General features: G+C 72.4%; 18 protein-coding genes and 1 tRNA gene. 8 read left to right on the forward strand and 11 right to left on the reverse strand.

Annotation, left to right across the window (positions count from 1 at the left end; translation table 11 throughout):
- Positions 1-422: 422 nt before the first annotated feature.
- On the reverse strand, positions 423-2,666 hold the full coding sequence (locus Q1K26_RS17090) for a cytochrome c oxidase assembly protein (protein ID WP_300013573.1): 2,244 nt from the start codon (positions 2,664-2,666) through the stop codon (positions 423-425).
- On the opposite strand from Q1K26_RS17090, the gene Q1K26_RS17095 reads away from it, so the two are divergent.
- Positions 2,665-3,408 (forward strand): methyltransferase domain-containing protein, encoded by a 744-nt coding sequence (locus Q1K26_RS17095; RefSeq protein WP_300013575.1) that lies wholly within the window; start codon positions 2,665-2,667, stop codon positions 3,406-3,408. The two genes, Q1K26_RS17090 and Q1K26_RS17095, sit on opposite strands and share 2 nt — an antisense overlap.
- 424 nt (positions 3,409-3,832) lie before the next feature.
- On the opposite strand, the gene Q1K26_RS17100 is transcribed toward Q1K26_RS17095, so the two are convergent.
- Positions 3,833-4,633, reverse strand: a complete 801-nt coding sequence (locus Q1K26_RS17100) for a protein phosphatase 2C domain-containing protein (RefSeq protein ID WP_300013578.1) — start codon at positions 4,631-4,633, stop codon at positions 3,833-3,835.
- Between the two features lie 133 nt (positions 4,634-4,766).
- Here Q1K26_RS17100 and Q1K26_RS17105 point away from each other — a divergent pair.
- A tRNA-Arg gene (locus tag Q1K26_RS17105) sits at positions 4,767-4,843 on the forward strand.
- A gap of 186 nt (positions 4,844-5,029) precedes the next feature.
- On the opposite strand, the gene Q1K26_RS17110 is transcribed toward Q1K26_RS17105, so the two are convergent.
- From Q1K26_RS17110 to Q1K26_RS17140, 7 genes are all read right to left on the reverse strand, one after another.
- The gene (locus Q1K26_RS17110; RefSeq protein ID WP_300013581.1) at positions 5,030-5,722 is read right to left on the reverse strand and encodes an iron-sulfur cluster assembly protein; all 693 of its coding nucleotides are present in this window, start codon (positions 5,720-5,722) and stop codon (positions 5,030-5,032) included.
- Positions 5,719-6,738 carry an amidohydrolase family protein gene (locus Q1K26_RS17115; protein WP_300013584.1) on the reverse strand — a complete coding sequence of 340 codons (1,020 nt, stop codon included), beginning with the start codon at positions 6,736-6,738 and terminating at the stop codon, positions 5,719-5,721. Before Q1K26_RS17115 ends, Q1K26_RS17110 begins: the two co-directional genes overlap by 4 nt.
- Before the next feature lie 122 nt (positions 6,739-6,860).
- Positions 6,861-7,580, reverse strand: coding sequence for a FadR/GntR family transcriptional regulator (locus Q1K26_RS17120; protein WP_300013587.1), 720 nt, complete (start codon positions 7,578-7,580; stop codon positions 6,861-6,863).
- 161 nt (positions 7,581-7,741) lie between these two features.
- Positions 7,742-8,221, reverse strand: a complete 480-nt coding sequence (locus Q1K26_RS17125; RefSeq protein WP_300013590.1) for an SRPBCC family protein — start codon at positions 8,219-8,221, stop codon at positions 7,742-7,744.
- Positions 8,218-8,583: a metalloregulator ArsR/SmtB family transcription factor gene (locus tag Q1K26_RS17130; protein WP_300013593.1), complete on the reverse strand. Its 366-nt coding sequence runs from the start codon at positions 8,581-8,583 to the stop codon at positions 8,218-8,220. Before Q1K26_RS17130 ends, Q1K26_RS17125 begins: the two co-directional genes overlap by 4 nt.
- A 103-nt stretch (positions 8,584-8,686) precedes the next feature.
- Positions 8,687-9,028: a cupin domain-containing protein gene (locus Q1K26_RS17135; RefSeq protein ID WP_300013617.1), complete on the reverse strand. Its 342-nt coding sequence runs from the start codon at positions 9,026-9,028 to the stop codon at positions 8,687-8,689.
- A 222-nt stretch (positions 9,029-9,250) separates the two neighbouring features.
- Positions 9,251-9,934 carry an HAD-IA family hydrolase gene (locus Q1K26_RS17140; RefSeq protein ID WP_300013596.1) on the reverse strand — a complete coding sequence of 228 codons (684 nt, stop codon included), beginning with the start codon at positions 9,932-9,934 and terminating at the stop codon, positions 9,251-9,253.
- Positions 9,935-10,394: 460 nt separating this feature from the next.
- Between Q1K26_RS17140 and Q1K26_RS28775 the strand changes: the two genes are divergently transcribed.
- From Q1K26_RS28775 to Q1K26_RS17150, 3 genes are all read left to right on the forward strand, one after another.
- Positions 10,395-11,264 (forward strand): class I SAM-dependent methyltransferase, encoded by an 870-nt coding sequence (locus tag Q1K26_RS28775; protein WP_363320485.1) that lies wholly within the window; start codon positions 10,395-10,397, stop codon positions 11,262-11,264.
- Positions 11,264-12,106, forward strand: coding sequence for a methyltransferase domain-containing protein (locus tag Q1K26_RS28780; protein ID WP_363320486.1), 843 nt, complete (start codon positions 11,264-11,266; stop codon positions 12,104-12,106). The genes Q1K26_RS28775 and Q1K26_RS28780 overlap by 1 nt, the downstream gene beginning before the upstream one ends.
- Before the next feature lie 96 nt (positions 12,107-12,202).
- On the forward strand, positions 12,203-12,697 hold the full coding sequence (locus Q1K26_RS17150; protein ID WP_300013599.1) for a hypothetical protein: 495 nt from the start codon (positions 12,203-12,205) through the stop codon (positions 12,695-12,697).
- A 165-nt stretch (positions 12,698-12,862) separates the two neighbouring features.
- Here Q1K26_RS17150 and Q1K26_RS17155 read toward each other — a convergent pair whose 3' ends face one another.
- Entirely contained in the window at positions 12,863-13,339 is a 477-nt protein-coding gene (locus tag Q1K26_RS17155) for a cupin domain-containing protein (protein ID WP_300013602.1), read from the reverse strand.
- 57 nt (positions 13,340-13,396) lie between these two features.
- The gene (locus Q1K26_RS17160; RefSeq protein ID WP_300013605.1) at positions 13,397-14,203 is read right to left on the reverse strand and encodes a DUF2470 domain-containing protein; all 807 of its coding nucleotides are present in this window, start codon (positions 14,201-14,203) and stop codon (positions 13,397-13,399) included.
- Between the two features lie 83 nt (positions 14,204-14,286).
- Between Q1K26_RS17160 and Q1K26_RS17165 the strand changes: the two genes are divergently transcribed.
- From Q1K26_RS17165 to Q1K26_RS17175, 3 genes are all read left to right on the forward strand, one after another.
- Complete coding sequence (locus Q1K26_RS17165; RefSeq protein WP_300013608.1) at positions 14,287-14,949, forward strand: pentapeptide repeat-containing protein; 663 nt, start codon at positions 14,287-14,289, stop codon at positions 14,947-14,949.
- A gap of 287 nt (positions 14,950-15,236) precedes the next feature.
- Positions 15,237-16,466, forward strand: coding sequence for an acyl-CoA dehydrogenase family protein (locus Q1K26_RS17170; protein WP_300013611.1), 1,230 nt, complete (start codon positions 15,237-15,239; stop codon positions 16,464-16,466).
- Positions 16,463-17,014 carry a cytidyltransferase gene (locus tag Q1K26_RS17175; protein ID WP_300013614.1) on the forward strand — a complete coding sequence of 184 codons (552 nt, stop codon included), beginning with the start codon at positions 16,463-16,465 and terminating at the stop codon, positions 17,012-17,014. The genes Q1K26_RS17170 and Q1K26_RS17175 overlap by 4 nt, the downstream gene beginning before the upstream one ends.
- Positions 17,015-17,148 lie beyond the last annotated feature (134 nt).

Consider the following 17,148-nt stretch of genomic DNA (forward strand, 5'->3'; position numbering starts at 1 on the left):
CGCCAGCGTTCGTCCTGAGCCAGGATCAAACTCTCCAACAAAAAAGAGGTTGAAAACCCAACCAAAAACACAACCCACGACACAGTCGCAGGCCAAACAAACTGGCATAAAACCAATCTCATGATCCCGTATCCACAAAAGATACAGTTCGACACACTGTTGAGTTCTCAAAAGACACCCGCACACCATCGCATCGCCGCTAGGCAATGTTCCGGGGCTGTGTTCCCACCGTACACCTCCCGATCCTCGCGGATCCTGGGGGGTCCCAGTGGGGCGGTCTGCGGGGCCCTGCTGACCGGGCCCTGAAGGGGCTTCGTTCTGTCCGGTGTCCCGCTGACAAAGAGAAAGTTACGCGGGGGGTTGACAGCAAGTCAAATCGCCCCCTCGCTACCGCGCTGACCTGCGGAAACGACGCCGTAACGTCACCCAGCGTCGTCGCCTTGCCGCTCGTCCACGATGAACGGTCGGGGCTGATCCACCGTGCCGGCGGCGCCGTCGTCGCCGTCGCCAACTTCCTGACCTGCAGAGATCTCTCCGGCACGGTTGGGCCGCGGGTGACCCTGACGCTCTCGGACCGCGATCGCACCCGAGTGGGTGTGACCTGAGGAACTTCTGGATTCGTTGCTCTCCGCGACGGACGGCCCGGTTTCCGTCGCCAGGCGGCGGAGCATCATGTTGTACGCGGCCAGGTCGGCGTCGCCGTCCTGGTCGGCCCGGCGATCGTCGCGGCGTGCCGACCGCTCGTCGTGACGGGACCACTGGATCAGCAGGGCCACCACGACCAGGAGCAGCGGGAGCTCGCCCGACGCCCAGGCAAGGCCGCCGCCGAGCCGCTGGTCCTGCAGCGGATCGGGCACCCAGGGCAGGGCCAGCGCCCGGTAGAAGTCCCCGCCGATGACGGTGGTGCCGCTCATCAGCGCGACGCCGAAGAACGCGTGGAAGGGCACGGATGCGAACACGATGCCCAGGCGCGCCACCGGAGGCGGCCGCCGCGGGGCGGGGTCGATCCCGATGATCGGCCAGAAGAAGAGCGTCCCGACCAGCAGGAAGTGCAGGTTCATGAACACGTGCGCCCCGTGCTCGGGCAGGGCCGCGGGGAACAGGCCCGAGAAGTAGAGGGCGTAGTAGGAGCCCACGAACAGCGGCAGGCTCACCAGCGGATGGCTCAGCCAGCGCGCGGGCGGCGAGTGCACGGCGGCCAGGATCCACTCGCGGGCCCCCGGTGGGCCGGTCCGCCCTGCCGGCGGCAGCGCGCGCAGCGCCAGTGTCACCGGGGCCCCCAGCACGAGCAGGATCGGTACGAGCATCGACAGGATCATGTGCTCGGCCATGTGCACGCTGAACATCGCGGGCCCGTAGCGACCGATCCCGGAGCTGGTCGCGACGAGCAGGGTCGCGCACCCGGCGAGCCAGGCCAGGGTGCGGCCGACCGGCCAGCCGTCCCCCCGCCGACGCAGCCGGCGCACACCGACCAGGTAGAGCACCGCCAACGCGATCGCCGCCGAGCCGAGGAGGAGGTCGAAACGCCAGTCGAACAGCAGGCGGGCAAGGGTCGGCGGTCCGGCGAGGTCGTACCCGATCAGCGCCTCGGTCCGACTCGGTGGGCCACTGCCGTCGGCGGGTGCCGCGGTCCTGCCCAGTGCCACGGCGAGGCCGATGGTCGCCAGCATCAGGAGGATCTCGACGCCTCCCAGCCGCAGCAACGCCCGCGGCTCACCTCGCGACGCGGCACCGACCGTCCGCTGCCGGTGCAGCGCACCGATCGCACCTAGGCCCAGCAGCGCACCGGCCTTCGCCAGCAGCAGACCCCCGTAGTAGCTGCCGAACAGCGCATCGGGCGCGATCCGCGTCAACGCGTTGACGATCCCGGTGGCGGCCAGCACCACCCAGCACACCAGTGCGAGCTGCGAGAACCGGGGCACCGCGGTGGCGAGACCCGGGTCCCGGTCGGGGCCACGGGCGGCGGCCAGACCGATCACGGCGACGAGCCCGCCCACCCAGAGCGACGCCGCCAGCACGTGCAGCACGAGGCTGTCGGTGGCCAGGTCGTGCGATCCTCCGGCCGCCGAGTGCCCGGTCAGCGTCACCGGCAGGGTCCCGAGCAGCGCGATGCCGAACAGCACGGTGGCCCAGCCCCACGTGAGCACCGTCCGGCACCCGACGACGACGAGCAGCGCGATCACCGCCGTCCAGGACCAGGCCGTGGACGCGGTGAGCTGGGGTACGACGTCGAGCAGCAACCCGACGTCGAGGACGTCCGACACCGGCCGCCCCAACGCGTCGGCGACGTTCAGCGGCACCAGCAGCAAGGCCGCCGCTGCCCATCCGGCCGCGGCCCACGATGCCGAGCGCAGCGCCCGGTAGCCGGCCACGTCGAGATAGCCCGAGCGTTGGGGTGACACCAGGAACGCCGCGAGCAGCAGCCCGCCGATCGCCAGCACCATGCCGACCTCGGCCACCACCCGCACCGCGGGCAGCCCGACACTCGTGGTCACCCCGGGGTCGGGCAGCCCGAGGGACGTCAGAGGCCGCGCACCGCTGAGCGCTGTGAGACCGGCGGCCACCAGCACGGCGATCGCCGTACCGACGCCGACGAGACCGGCCGCGCCCTGGGCGCCGCCGGTGCGGGGTGGCGGAGCGGCGGGATCGGCATGGGTCTGCGCCATGTGCCCAGGCTATGCGGGTGTCGGGAGCGTGGTCGACGCGCGTCGTGTGGCCCGGCTCGCATCGCGATGCGTCGTGCGCGGCTGTGGCACCGTAGCCGAGACTGCCGCGGTGACCGCTCCTGCCCGCGACGTCCTGCACCGGCTCGCGGCCGCGGACTGGGCGACCGCTCCGCTGCGGGATGCGGGTGCCGTCGGTACGCTGCGACCCCGGGCCGGATCGCTACTGCTGCACCGCGGTGCCGGCGCCGCCCGCGTGGCGCCGAGCGCACTGCCCGTCGCCACGAACGCCGTGGACGGACTCGCGCTGCTGCTCGCGCTCCCCGTCGTCGACGACGTCGACGGGCTGTTCGCCGAGTTGCGGCGGGTGCTGCGGCCCGGTGCGACGCTGGTCGTCGTCGTGCCGTCGGTCGTGGTCCGGTCGACGGCGGACCTGCGGTGGCGTTCGGCGCTGCGCCCCGCGCACCGCGGTCCGTGGCGACACCGCAGCGCGCTGGACAGGGCGGGCTGGCTGCTCTCCGCGGCCGACTTCGCGGTGCTCGGCGACGACCGCGTCCCCTTCGCCCTGCCGCTGCCCACCAGCGACACCGCAGGCTCCGCCGTCGACGCGTTGACCGCGGCCGCGGTCTGGCCCCCGGGCCTCGGGCCCGACGCGCGGGCGGAGCTCACCGCGGCCCTGGTCGAGCACGCCGGGCCCGGCCGGCGCCTCCCGGTGCCGCTGCGCCGCCTCGTCGCGCGGCGCTGACGTCGTCGGTGCGTGGCCAGCGTCTGGGGCGGCGGACACGGGCACCCCAGCCGGTAGCCCTGCCGTGGGCGACGCGCGGCACGCGCAGCCGTTCCGCGAGCGGGGCGCGGTCGACCTGCCCGGGTCCCGAAGTTGTCGACGTCGACGAGCACCAGGGCCGCTCCCCTTGTCGGCGGGGCATCCTTCGAAGCGCGCGGTGGACCGCCGCCGTCGTCGCCGTGGTGCCGCGGCGTCTCGCCGATGATCGCCTGGAACAGGGTGGGTCCCGCGACGCAGGTGCGGCGGCGCCGTCGTTCCACGAGCCGCGGGGGCACCAGCACGAGATCCCGCGCGGCGCCGTCCACCACCGGACCGACCGTGCGGCGGACCACATCCTCCGCGGTGATGTCGATCGACGCGTCGGCGTCGCGGCGGTACGCGCTCGTCAGCGCGGCGGACCGGCCGCCGCGGCCCCGATGAGGGCTGGACCGTCCGCGGCGACCGCGTCGTCCCCGTCGACGAGGTCGGCCACCACACAGGTGATGTTGTCGGGTCCCCCGCCGAGGTTGGCGAGCTCGATGAGCCGCTCCACCGCGGCCTCCGGTTCGGGCGCCGCCGCGAGCACCTGGTGGATCTCGGTGTCGGTCAGGACCGCGGTCACGCCGTCGGAACAGATCAGGTAGCGGTCGTCTGGCCTGCCCTCGTGGTGGAACAGGTCGGGCTCGACGACGGTGCCGTCCTGCAGGGTGCGCATGAGCATCGACCGCCGGGGGTGCTCGGCCGCCTCCTCCAGCGAGATGCGCCCCTCGTCGACGAGCGCCTGCACGAGCGTGTGATCACGGGTGAGGCGGTGCAGCTCGCGGTCGCGCACGAGGTAGACGCGCGAGTCGCCGATGTGCAGGATCCCGAACCGGCTCCCGTCGAACAGCAGGGCGACGACGGTGGTTCCGGTACCACGCAGCGCCGAGTCCTCCCGCGCCAGGTCGGTGAGCCGGTCGGCCGCCAGCGTGATGGCCTTGGCGAGTTCCCCCAGCAGGTCGAGGCCGGACAGGTCGCTGCCGGCCAGCCGCGTGTCGAGCTCGGCCAGCGACTCCACCGCGACCGAGCTCGCGATCTCCCCGTGCGCGTGCCCACCCATGCCGTCGGCGACGGCGAGCAGTCGCGGGCTCGTGACGGCGGAGTCCTGGTTCAGCGGACGGCGCCGACCGACATCGGAGCCGGCTGCCGTGCGCAACGTCAGGGGCATGGGCACACCTTCTCACGACCGGAACTTCCACCACCACGACGACGCGTCCGTCCGGCCGCGCGTCGCCCCAGGCTTGTCGCGCGCAGGTGCGGGGTGGGCCGCTACTCTTGTTCCGGGCGGATCAACCGCACCGGCCTCCGTAGCTCAGCTGGATAGAGCAAGAGCCTTCTAATCTCTAGGTCGTTGGTTCGAGTCCAACCGGGGGCACCAGGTCAGAGCCTTGATCGGCAGGATTCGGTTCGGACTGGGAGCAATCGCGACCACCCCGGACAGGTTGATGAGTCCGGACCGCCATGCCGCCGGCCTGGTGCAGTTGGTCCACCCGCTCCACCCGCCGCACCCGCCGGCCCCGGCGGTCATGTGGCACCTCGACCTCGCCGTGAGGCGCGCCGCCGGCTACGGCACGGCCGGATAGCGCTTTCGCAGCAGGCTCGCGCAGTAGGTGCCGTTCGCCTCGATGCCCACGCGCTGCAACCGCGCGCGGCGCAGGTGCAGCGGCACCTGCGCCGCGGTGACGCCGGTACCGTCGGCGTGCACCAGCAGCGGGGCGCCGTCGTCGTGCGGCAGCCCCAGCACGGCCCGGCGGTGCCGCATCCGGGCCAGCTCGGCCGACGGCGGGACGTCGGCCAGGACGGTCGCGGCCAGCTCGGCCGGGCCCGCGCCCGCGTCGACCAGCGTCTGGGCCACGCGGTCCTGCCCGGCCAGCGCCGCCTTGCGGAAGAACGTACGGCGCAGCTCGTCGAGCTCGGCGGTGGCCTCGCCCTGGTCGGAGCCCGCGAACGACCCGACGAATCCGGCCTGCGCCGCCACTCCGCCGTTGATCTCGGCAGAGGCGTGGTGGTCGGCCAGGGTGACGTTGGCGCGCGTCACGCCCGGGACCGCCGACACCGCGTCGTAGGCGTCGGCGACCATGAGGAAGGAGAAGTTCGGGGCGCAGAAGAACGTGGGCAGCCGCAGACGGACGGTGGCCACCCCGTCCCCGGACACGGTGCACGACTCGACGAAGTCGAGATCGGTGACGGGCTCGTCCAGCTCGGGGTCGAGCACCGTGTCCAGCGCGCGCCACACGTCGGCGCGCAGGTCGGTCACGCCATGGCCCCCACGGTCGCGTCGAGCTGCAGCTCTGCCGGGACCGGGATGTCGTAGAGGCGGGCGGCGTTGAGACCGAGGATCTTCTTCTTGGTGGCCGTGGTGAGCTTCGCATAGTCGGTGAACGCCTCGTCGTCGGGCATCTGCCAGTCGACCAGGCCCTCGACCTGCCACTTCGGTGTCCAGATGTTGTAGTCACCACCGAAGAGCATCTTGTCCTCGCCGACCCAGAACAGCAGCTCGCCCATCACCTTGGCGAACATCTTCGGGCGCGAGTGCATCAGGCCGCCGACGACGACCGAGAGTCCCGCGTAGACGTTGGGCTCCTGCACGGCCATGAAGCAGAAGTCCTCGATGCGCGGCAGGCCCACGTGCTCGACGACGAAGTTGAGGCCCTGGAAGTCCGTGGCGGCGTGGTCGACGTCGGACACGTCGAACGCGTCCTTGTCCAGCGGCCAGATCGTGGGCCCCTTGTGGACGTGGATGTTCTTGATCCCCAGCTCCTGCGTCCGCTCCAGGAAGCGGTAGCACTCGGGGTCGGTGAGCTTGAAGCCGCGGGAGTCGCCGTTCCACTCCGCGGTGTAGAGCTTCACGCCCTTGAACCCGTACCTCTTGTGGTCCTCGGCGAACTCGTTCCAGCTCGCCTCGCCGTCGCGGGCGTCCCAGCGGCCGTTGACGATCCACCGGTCGCCGTACTTGTCGAGCAGCGCCGCGTTCTGGGCGGCGGTGTTGAAGCCCTCCTTGTACCACTCGCGCAGGTAGGTCGACTGGAACACCGTGTAGTCGACGTGGCCCTCGACGAAGACGTCGCGCTCGAAGTCCTCGGCGGTCGGCCGGAGGAAGCGCTCGTAGTCCCAGTGCGTCTCCGGCGGGCCGAGCTGGTGGTAGCCGTAGAAGCAGTCGATCCAGCCCTTGGCGTAGTGCTCTGCCCCCTCGACCCAGTTCTCCCGGTCGGCGTTCCAGAAGTGGCTGTGGGAATCGACGACGAAGTACTTCTCGCCGTTCTTCTCGTACATCGGGTCTCCTCGCGTCGGTGGTGCTGCCCGACACACATGACAGGCGCTCCTCAGACGTCTGACAACCCACATAATTCTCACTATGCGATAAATTCGCACGTCACCAGATGTCTGAGGACGTCTCAGGTCGTGCGGAAGAGCTCGATGATGAGGTCGAAGTTCTCGATCGTCGCCGTCGCTGCCGCCTCTGGATCGCCCGCGGCGATGGCGTCGAGCAGGGCAGCGTGCTCGTCGGCGGTGGCCGGGAGCGGCTCCTGGTCCACCAGCGCGGCGAGGGCGTGGGCGAGCGGCTCGCGGAACTGGTCGAACAGCGCCAGGAGCAGGGAATTGCCGGTGATCGCGACGACGCAGCGGTGGAACTCGGTGTCGGCATCGACGAACGCGGCCGTGTCGCCGCCGACTGAGCGCTGCCTGCGGTCGAGCGCCTTCTCCAGCGCGCGCACGTCGTCCGGGCCCGCGTTCTTCGCCGCCAACCGGGCGGCCTCGACCTCCAGTGCCCGCCGCACCTGGTAGACCTCGACGATCCGGGCCCGCCGCACGAGCTGGTCGATGCGGGCGTCCCGGTCGCGGGTCAGGCCGGCGGTGTCGGGGCGGGGCGGGTCCTCGGCGGCGAAGGTCCCGGCGCCCTGCCGGACGACGAGCAGTCCGTCGCGACTGAGCAGCTGGATGGCCTCGCGCAGCGAGGAGCGGCCCACCCCGAGGTCGCGGGCGAGCGCCGCCTCCGACGGCAGCCGCTCCCCCGGGCGCCACCGCCCGTAGGCGAGATCGTCGCGCAGGGCGTTCTCGACGCGCTGCACCACGCTCTCGTTCCCGAGGCGGCGCTGCGGGAAGTCGCCGGTCATGCGGTTCCTCGAACTCCCGTGCGGGGCGGACGGCGGGCCGTCACAGCCTAGGCGGTCGGGTCGCCGAGGCGGCTCTTCGACGGTGGGTTGTGCCGTCCGACCCTCCCCGAAGCGCGTCGAGCGGTATCAGCACCGGCGCAAGCCATCGAGGTGACTCTCGCTCACAGTTCCGCGATGAGCGCGTCGAGCTTCGCGTAGCCCTCCTCGACGCCGGTCTCCATCCCACTGGCCAACCACTGGTCGCGACCCTCGAAGCTGTCGACGAGCGACTGCGCGTGCAGCCGGGTGCGGCCGTCACCGAGGTCCTCGAAGCGCAACGTCTCCAGCGCGACGCCGTCGGGCTGGCCGTCGAAGGTGAAGGTCTGGACGATGCGGTCCTCGCCGACGTGGTGGAAGCATCCGTGGAAGCCGTACTCCTCGCCGTCGCGCCCGGCGACGTAGCGCCAGCGGCCGCCGGTGGTGGCGTCCCAGTCCAGGATGGTGGTCCGCATCCCGTCCGGCCCGACCCAGCGGGCGAACAGGTCGGGATCGGTGTGCGCCCGCATCAGCTGCGCCGGGGTGGCGTCGAAGTCGCGGGTCATGCGGATGATCGGCACGGTGGGGTCGGCCTCGATCGTGACCGCGTGGCTGGTGGTGCTCATGATGCTGCTCCTCGTGATCGTGGTGATGGTCCCTGCTCGTCCTCGCGCATCTCGGCGAGGACGGTGTCCAGGCGTTCGTAGCGTTGCTGCGCCTGCCGGCGGTACCGCTCGATCCACGCCGTCATCAGGTCGAGGACCTCCGCCTCCAGGTGACACGGGCGCCGCTGGGCGTCCCTGGTCTGGCTGACCAGCCCGACGTCGGCGAGCACCTTGATGTGCTTGGACACGGCCTGGACGGAGACGTCGTAGGGCGCGGCCAGGTCCCCGACGGTGGCGTCGCCCGCGGCGAGGCGGGCCACGATGTCGCGCCTCGTCGGATCGGCGAGGGCGGCGAACACCCGGGACAGCTGGTCGTCGTCCACGATCGATCTCCTTCTCAACCATCTGGTTGATAACAGGACGGTACGACCGCGAACCCCCGTTGTCAATCAGCTAGTTGAATACACCGACCGGTAACGCGGCGGACTACTCGAGCCACTCGGTGACGAAGCGGTCGTTCTCGTGGATGTGCACGGCCTCGTAGCCGCCGGGGCCGAGCACCCGGAACGTGTGCGGGGTGTCCGGCGCGGCCACCAGCACGTCGCCCGGGCCACCGTCGCGCTGCTCGTCGCCGATCGTGAACCGGGCGTGCCCGCGCAGGATCACGAACGTCTCGCGGTAGGGATGGCGGTGCAGCCCGGGGCCGGCACCCACGACGTCGCTGTACTCGCGGATGATCGACACACCGGCACCGACGTCGCGCCCTTCGACGTTCTCCGCCCAGCTCGCCCGCACGTCGTCGTCGGGCCGGTCGGCACCCGCAGCCATGTCCACGGGCCGGACGCTACCCATCCCGGCGACGGTGCTCCGGGCCGACGTCGGGGTGCACGTCGCGCAGGCCGGCGTAGGTCTGGTCGGCGTTCCCGCGCTGCGGCGGGCCGCAACGCACCGGATCATGGGGTGGGGCCGGGAGGGCGGATCGGCTGCGCTCGGCACCACCGGCGCCCGGGCACCCTTGCCCCCGCGCTCGAGGCCGTCGATCATCCGGGTTCAGAGGGCCAGCAGACCCTCGACGACCTCGACGAGGTCGTCGCCGCGGACGTCGGCGGGCAGGAACACGTCGCCGGGCTCACCCTCGAGCCGGGAGCACCAGCCGGCGAGCGCCCCCGCCCGCTTGGCGCCGTGGCAGTCCCAGGCATGGACCGCGACCAGTGCCATCCGGCCCAGGTCGCAACCGAGGACCTGCGCGGCGTGGCGGTAGATGCCGGGGGCGGGCTTCCACACGCCGGCCATCTCCGCGGTGACCACGTGATCCACATAGCCCGCCAACCCGGCCCCGGCCAGGAACGAGCGGGTGTTGTCCGGGTCGCCGACGGTGAGGCAGCCGACACCGACCCCGGCCTCGGAGAGCCTGCGCAGCGCGGGCACGGCGTCGGGGAAGGCCGGGACCCTCGCGAAACCCTCCAGGACGTGCGCCAGCTGCTCCTCGGACAGGGCCTGGCGGGTCTCGGTGCGCAGCGCCTGGCGGGCGGTCGCGGTGAACTCCGCGAAGTCACCGGCCAGCGTCAGGGCCATCGCGTCGCGCTGGAACCGCATGAAGAAGGGTCCGAGCGCCTCCGCAGGCTGGCCGACGTCCTCGAGCCGTGCGGCGATCGGATCCAGGTCGAGCAGGGTCTCCAGGACGTCGAAGGCGACGGCGTCGACACGGTCGGGCATGCGCACACGGTCGGGCATGCGCACACCTTGGCACTTCCTGCGACGCCGCGCCCGTCGGCGGCGGGCACCTGCCGGGCAGGTCGACGTGGTCCGCCGAGCCGAGAGGCGGCGGGTCCGCTCGCGACCGCCGTCCGGTCGACCGTCGCGACTCCGGAGGACGCTGCCGCCGCACACTCCTTCGGCCCCGTGGCGAGCGCGGTCGGGCGCCACCTGAACGGACGCATCCAAGCATGCGATCTGCTGACGATTTCGCCCCGTCCCGGTGGTTCGCAGAGCTCCGACGGCATCGGACCGGGCCGCCGGGTACCTGCACGTCACGGGCCGAACCGGGACGCAAGCCGGACGGGGTGGACGGCCCGGGGGGGGTCGGAGTCCGGCGGCCGGCACGTGATTGCGCCATCCGGCAGATTCGGCGTCAGGACCTACCGTAGGCACGCCAGCTCATGGACCACCGTGCTCGGAGGCGACCCAGATGACGATGGACCACGACACCCGATCGGACCAGGACCCGCCAGGCGCTGCCCGGCTCGGGTCCGTCGGAACCGTACAGCGGTTCGGTGACGAACCGCTCGACGTACGCGAGACCGACCACTACACCAAGGAGTACGTCCAGACCTTCGTCGAGAAGTGGGACGAGTTGATCGACTGGCGACGACGGTACGCCGGTGAGGGCTCGTTCTTCGTCGACCAACTGCGCAGCCGCGGGGTCCGCAGCGTCCTCGACGTCGCCACCGGGACCGGCTACCACTCCGTCCGTCTGCTGGAGGAGGGCTTCGAGACCGTCGTGAGCGCCGACGGCAGCCCGGAGATGCTGGCCAAGGCGTTCGCCAACGGCATCGAGTTCGGCGGGCACATCCTGCGCGTGGTCCAGGCCGACTGGCGCTGGCTCAACCGGGACGTGCACGGCGAGTACGACGCCATCATCTGCCTCGGGAACTCCTTCACCCACCTGTTCTCCGAGCGCGACCGGCGCAAGGCCCTCGCCGAGTTCTACGCCATGCTCAAGCACGACGGGGTGCTGATCCTGGACCAGCGCAACTACGACGCGATCCTGGACGACGGCTTCTCCAGCAAGCACCAGTATTACTACTGCGGCAACGACGTGGTCGCCGAACCGGAGCACGTCGACGAGGGCCTCGCACGGTTCCGCTACACCTTCCCCGACAAGTCGGTGTACCACCTCAACATGTTCCCGCTGCGCAAGGACTACACGCGCAGGCTGATGCACGAGGTCGGCTTCCAGCACATCGACACCTACGGCGACTTCCAGGAGACCTACAGCGACTCGGATCCCGACTTCTTCGTGCACATCGCGGAGAAGGCCTACCGGCCCGACGAGGACATCTGATGACGACCGACAGGGCGACCGGACACTCGGCGGCGATCGACACGGCGCGGACGTACTACAACTCCGATGACGCCGACACCTTCTACCGCACCGTCTGGGGCGGGGAGGACATCCATGTCGGCCTCTACCGGGACCCGGGCGAGGACATCGCCACGGCCAGCCGGCGCACCGTGGAGCGGATGGCCGAGCTGGCCGGGATCGGGCCCGACGACACCGTGCTCGACCTCGGCGCGGGCTACGGCGGAGCCGCGCGGCACCTGGCCCGGGCCCACGGGTCCTCGGTGCACTGCCTCAACCTCAGCGAGGTGGAGAACGAGCGCAACCGCGAGATGACCGGGGAGCAGGGGCTGGCCGACCGGATCAGCGTCACCGACGGCGCCTTCGAGGAACTGCCCTTCGACGACGCCGCGTTCGACGTCGTCTGGTCCCAGGACGCGTTCCTGCACAGCGCCGACCGCACCAGGGTGATCGAGGAGGCGACCCGCGTGCTGCGCCCGGGCGGGCGGATCGTGTTCACCGACCCGATGGCACAGGTCGGGGTCGCCCCGGACGCCCTGACCCCGATCCTGGACCGCATCCAGCTCGAGACCATGGCGACCCCGGAGTTCTACCTCGACACGCTCGCGGCGGCCGGCGCCAACGAGATCACCTTCGAGGAGCACCACGAGCAGCTGCCGACGCACTACGGCCGGGTGCTGGAGGAGCTCGTCGACCGGGAGCAGGAGCTGGCCGGCTCGGTGAGCACCGGCTACCTCACCCGGATGAAGGCCGGCCTCCGGCACTGGGTCGACGGCGGCCGGGCCGGCAACCTCGCCTGGGGGATCTTCCGGGCCACGACCTGACGCAGGTCGCGTCGGACACCGTCGGAGCCAGGATCGGGCCGGACCCGGAGGACCTCCCCCACGAGGCCTCCGGGCCCGGCCCATAGCCTTCGGCCCATGACCGTGATCCGCACCCTGCTGACGGCCGCGACGCTCGTCGTCGTGCTGGCGTCCTGCGGCGGCACAGCGCCGACCACCTCCGACGGCCCCACCAGCGCGCCGACCGGTGGCCCCGACGGGGTGGCGGGGACCGACAGGGCCGCGGTGGAGGCCGCGTTCACCGACTACAACCAGGCCCTGGCCGATCGGGACTTCGTCACGGCGTGCGCGCTGAACGCGCCCGAGTCGGTCCAGACGCTGCTCACGGGGGTCGAGCAGGCGCTGAATCAGCGACCGGCGGACTGCGTCGAGGCGTTCGAGATCGTCTACGCCACGCCGGGAGCGGCGGAGCTCGCCGACGGCACCACCACGTCCGCCGCGATCCAGGACATCGCCGTCACCGGGGACACCGCGACGATCACATGGTCGGCCGACGTAGAGGGCGAGCGGCCCACCGTCACCAGCGACCTGCGCCGGATCGACGGGAACTGGCGGCTGGTCGACACCGGCTGACCCGCACCGGCCGGCGTCCGCTCCACGCCGCGGTCGCCCGTGTTCCCGGCAAGGGGAGTGCGACCGCCTGCCGGCCACGGCGACGATCGTGCCGCGCGATCGGCCCGGCCGGGCTCGACGCGACGGTGGGGCGGCTGCGCGCGGGCGTCGGCGCAGCGGCGCTGATCAGGCGCCCTCGACCGTGCCCGGCGGCAGGAACTCGACGTCGTGCAGCGCGGACAGGCGCACGACCTCCACCGGGTCGGACAGGTCGTGCAGCCGGTCGAACAGCGCCGCGAGCCGCCCGGCCGGGCTCACCCAGAACAACCCGCGGGTGGGCGCGTCGCCGCGGTTGTAGTAGGCGTGCGGGATGTTCATCGGCATCCGGACGGTGTCCCCGGGTCCCGCGGTCTCCCACTTCCCGTCGAGGTAGAGGGTGAACACGCCCTCCAGGACGAGGATGTGCTCGTCCTGGGTGGGGTGCACGTGCGGCGGCACCCCGGTGCCCGGCGGGTCGTAGGTCTCGAACGCGAAGCTCGTGGCACCGGCCGTCTTCATCGCATAGGTGTGGCCCAGGACGTTCCACACCTTCCCGCCCATACCCTCGGACGCCGGGGTGATCCCCGCCGGCAATGGGCCGAGCACGATCTCCTCGCCGGACATGGCACCTCCGGTCTCCGTGGTCGCTCCCGCGCACTCTCCCCCATCGGGCCGGTGCCGTCACCCCTGCCGGGGCTCCGGTGACGGAGCGGCGGAGCGGTCCGGCGCTCGGGTCCCGCCGCCGAACGGGCACACCGTCACCTGCGCGGCCCGGCTCTGGAGCGCCCGCATGGCCGCGGGGAGCTCCGCCGGGCCGCGCAGGGCCGCCGGGAAGTCCAATCGGGCGCGCCTGGTCCCGGCCGGGGTGTCGACGCGGACCGTGAGCCCGAACCGGTCCACGCGCTCGGGCGCCACCGCGTGCGCGTCCTGCACGACGTCGGGATCGAGCAGGTGGGCGAGCCGCACGACCTGCTCGGGATGGGCGCGCAGCAGGTGCTCGACGAACTCGTCGCTGCCCCCGGCCATCGGGTCCGCGACGGCCCGGGCGTAGGCGTCGGGGTCCACCGGCTCTCCGTCGAGGCGCAGCTGGGCGACCCGGATCCGCAGCAGGACCGAGGCCTCCGGGCGCAGCACCAGATCGGCCGGGCGGTCCCCGTGCGCCGCGAGCAGCACGTCGAGCGCCGTGCGGACGTCGTCGGCGACCTCGACGGTGCCGTGCACGGTGACCGCGTCGAGCCGCCGGTCCGGGCCGGGCACCGGGCTGACCAGCGCGGCGCGCAGCGTGCCGATCACGGCGTGGCCCGCCGGCCGGTCGGCGAGCGGGCCGCCCGCGTCGACGACCGTGACCAGCGTGCCGTCGACGTCGACCGCGAGGACGTCGAGCACGACCGCCAGGTCCGCCCCGACCTCCAGCACCGACGTCGGGGTGTGGCCGAGCACGGTGCGGGCGCGCTCGGCGGCAGCGGGCACGATCGGGGCGATGGGCATGACCACGCGCTCCTTAATTAGGCTTGGCTTACTTTATCGAAGGGAGGCGGGGGCGCAAGCCCCATGACCCGTACGGTGCCGACGTGGCCCGCCCGAAGAAGGTCCGTCCCGACCCGCCCGACCTGCCGGCCGGGTGGGACCCGGCTCCGCCCGCTCTCGAGTCCGGCGCGCAGTGGGACGGCGTGCAGGCCGGCGCCGAGTGCCACGTGCCGCAGGAGCTGTCCGGTGTCGAGCTGCGGGAGTGCAGGTGGGTCCGGGCCGACCTGGCGGGCCGGCGGATCACGGGGCTGCGCTGCCGCGACGTCACCTTCGAGCACTGCGACCTGTCGGGTGCGGTGCTGGACGGAGCCGTTCTCACCCGCGTGCGGTTCACCGCCTGCCGCCTCACCGGCCTGCAGCTCGGCGGGGCCGAGCTCGCCGACGTGCGGATCAGCGACTGCCGCGCCGACCTGGTGAATCTCCGGATGGCCCGCGCGCGGCACCTGCTCGTCGAGAACACGCCGTCGCCCGCTCTCGACCTGTACTCCTTCACCGGCACCGACTGCAGCCTCCTGGGCTGCGACCTCACCGGCGTGAACCTGACCGAGGCCCGGTTCACGAACCTGCAGCTGCACGGCTCGGTCGTCGAGGACGTCACGGGCGCAGCGGCCCTGCGCGGTGCCCGGATCAGCCCGGACCAGATCGTCCCGATCGGCGCGGCGCTGCTCGCCGCCCTCGACATCCGGGCCACCGACCCGCCGGCGTGACCTCGGACGAGCACCGACCAGCAGCCGCACACCCGGCCGCGGCTCGCGCACCCAGCCGCGGCTCGCGCGCCCGAGGGCGGGTTGCGCGCTGCCGACAGCACGCAAGCCACGGTCCGGCGCGCGAGATCCGGGCCGGCACCGGCGCGTGCCGCGGATGGGCTGTGACGCGGCGCGGCTGCTCGACCGCGAGCAGCCGAGCGGGTCCGGCCCGTCGGTCGCGGCCTCCGGCAGATGATCGACCGCCCGTCGTGGTTCCCCGCCCCTGTCCCGGTGGCTACGGTCGGATCATGCACTCCGGCACCGTCGCCGCGTCGCCGCGCGTCACCGACTACACGTCCCGCTTCGCCACGTTCCTCGACACCGAGGTGGCGCCACTGACCGAGGCGCTGTCCGGGGCGGGGGTGGGCACCGCCTGGAACCCCGCGCTCGACGCCGACGGCCGGATGCACGCGCAGGTGTGGGAGGCCCGGCGCGAGGTGCAGCGCCGCGCGGCGAAGGCCGGGCTGTTCAGCCCGCACATCTCCGCCGAGGTGGGCGGTGGCGGGTTCTCTCGGGTGGAGATGCAACACGTCGAGGAGTTCGTGTACCGCCACGCCGGACTCGGGCTGGGGCTCGCCGGGCTGGGCTGGACCGAGGGCGCGAGCCCCGCGATCGAGCACTGCTCCGACGCCGCCCGCGGCCGCTACCTGCAGCCGCTGCTCGACGGGGAGATCACCGGCGCGTTCTGCAACACCGAGACCTCCGTCGGCACCGACGTCCTCGCCATGCAGACCCGCGCCCGCCGCGACGGCAGCGACTGGATCATCGACGGCCACAAGGCGTGGATCACGAACTCGCACTTCGCCGACGTGCTGCAGGTCGTGGCCGTCACCGAGGCGGATGCGGGCACGCGGTCGCTGACGATGTTCCTCGTCGACGCCGACGCACCCGGCGTCAGCCGTGGTCGCGACATCCCCACGATGCTGGCCGACGGGCTCACCGGCGAGCTGGGCTTCGACGGCGTCCGGGTGCCGGCCGAGAACGTCGTGCGCGAGGTCGGGGACGGGTTCGCGCTGGCCATGGCGTGGATCAACTGGCGACGGATGTGCCGGGGCGGCATGTGCGCCGGGTGGGGCGCCTGGCTGCTGGACCGGGCCGTCGCGCGGTCGCGCAAGCGGACGTCGGGCGGGCGGCCGATCGCGGACCTGCAGGCCGTGCAGCACCTGCTCGCCGACATGGACACCGACATCTACGCCGCCCGCGCCGCCTCGCTGCTCGCCCAGGCCGAGCTCGACGAGCTGGGTCCCTTCGACATCCCGCTGCACCCCGACGCCCCGCGGCTGGTCAGCCTGATCAAGGTGGTCAACGACGAGGCGTTCTTCCGGGTGGCCGACCGTGCGGTGCAGGTGCACGGCGGGACCGGGCTGCGCCTCGGTTCGCCGGAGGAGAAGCTGTTCCGGGTGGCGCGCAACCTCAAGATCCCGGCCGGCACGGTGGAGATCCAGCGCAACGCGATCGCGCGGGGGCTGCTGCGGTGACGCGGGCCCGCGCCGATCTGGGCTGCGTGACCGGCCGGTTCCAGCCGGTGCACGACCAGCACCTGGAGCTGATCGGGATCGCGCTCGCGGACTGCGCGCACGTGATCGTCGCGGTGACCAACCCCGACCTCGGCGCCCACCACGAGGAGGCCACCTCCGCGCACCGGCACACGGCTGCGGCCAACCCGTTCACCTACTACGAGCGCGCCCGGCTGCTCGGCGCAGCGCTGGCCGGAGCCGGGTGGGCCGCGCGCACCACGGTGGTGCCCTTCGACCTGACCCGGCCCGCCCACTGGGCCGAGTACGTGCCGCTGGGCGCCCGACAGTACGTGCGCGCCTACGACGGCTGGGAGCGGCAGAAGGCCGCGGGGCTGCGGGCGGGCGGCTACCGGGTGGCGCTGCTGGCCGGTGATCCCGCGACGAAGCACTCGGCCACCGACGTCCGTGCCGCCCTGGCGACGGGTGCGGTTCCCGCCATCGTGCCCGCCGCCGTGTCGCCCGTCCTGGACGAGCTGCTCGCCGCCACCCCGATGGCGGCCCGCCGGTGACCCGACGGAGCGCACGGAAACCCCGACTCGCGCGCACGGGCCCCCCCACACGCGCAGGACACCCCCGAGTGGGGGCGTGCGTGCGCGCGAGTGGGGGGGGGGGTGCGCGCGGGTCGGGGGGGGGGGGTGGTCGG

It is taken from the genome of Pseudonocardia sp. (assembly GCF_029263155.1).
GTDB lineage: Bacteria > Actinomycetota > Actinomycetes > Mycobacteriales > Pseudonocardiaceae > Pseudonocardia.

Excerpts from the sequence above, each read along its gene's own strand:
- Q1K26_RS17120 (WP_300013587.1), bottom strand. The coding sequence starts at position 7,580 with ATGACCGGCGACTTCCCGCAGCGCCGCCTCGGGAACGAGAGCGTGGTG.
- Q1K26_RS17115 (WP_300013584.1), bottom strand. The coding sequence starts at position 6,738 with ATGTACGAGAAGAACGGCGAGAAGTACTTCGTCGTCGATTCCCACAGC.
- Q1K26_RS17140 (WP_300013596.1), bottom strand. The coding sequence starts at position 9,934 with ATGCCCGACCGTGTGCGCATGCCCGACCGTGTCGACGCCGTCGCCTTC.
- Q1K26_RS17135 (WP_300013617.1), bottom strand. The coding sequence starts at position 9,028 with ATGGCTGCGGGTGCCGACCGGCCCGACGACGACGTGCGGGCGAGCTGG.
- Q1K26_RS17095 (WP_300013575.1), top strand. The coding sequence starts at position 2,665 with ATGTGCCCAGGCTATGCGGGTGTCGGGAGCGTGGTCGACGCGCGTCGT.
- Q1K26_RS17170 (WP_300013611.1), top strand. The coding sequence starts at position 15,237 with ATGCACTCCGGCACCGTCGCCGCGTCGCCGCGCGTCACCGACTACACG.
- Q1K26_RS28780 (WP_363320486.1), top strand. The coding sequence starts at position 11,264 with ATGACGACCGACAGGGCGACCGGACACTCGGCGGCGATCGACACGGCG.
- Q1K26_RS28775 (WP_363320485.1), top strand. The coding sequence starts at position 10,395 with ATGGACCACGACACCCGATCGGACCAGGACCCGCCAGGCGCTGCCCGG.
- Q1K26_RS17100 (WP_300013578.1), bottom strand. The coding sequence starts at position 4,633 with ATGCCCCTGACGTTGCGCACGGCAGCCGGCTCCGATGTCGGTCGGCGC.
- Q1K26_RS17150 (WP_300013599.1), top strand. The coding sequence starts at position 12,203 with ATGACCGTGATCCGCACCCTGCTGACGGCCGCGACGCTCGTCGTCGTG.
- Q1K26_RS17125 (WP_300013590.1), bottom strand. The coding sequence starts at position 8,221 with ATGAGCACCACCAGCCACGCGGTCACGATCGAGGCCGACCCCACCGTG.
- Q1K26_RS17160 (WP_300013605.1), bottom strand. The coding sequence starts at position 14,203 with ATGCCCATCGCCCCGATCGTGCCCGCTGCCGCCGAGCGCGCCCGCACC.
- Q1K26_RS17155 (WP_300013602.1), bottom strand. The coding sequence starts at position 13,339 with ATGTCCGGCGAGGAGATCGTGCTCGGCCCATTGCCGGCGGGGATCACC.
- Q1K26_RS17090 (WP_300013573.1), bottom strand. The coding sequence starts at position 2,666 with ATGGCGCAGACCCATGCCGATCCCGCCGCTCCGCCACCCCGCACCGGC.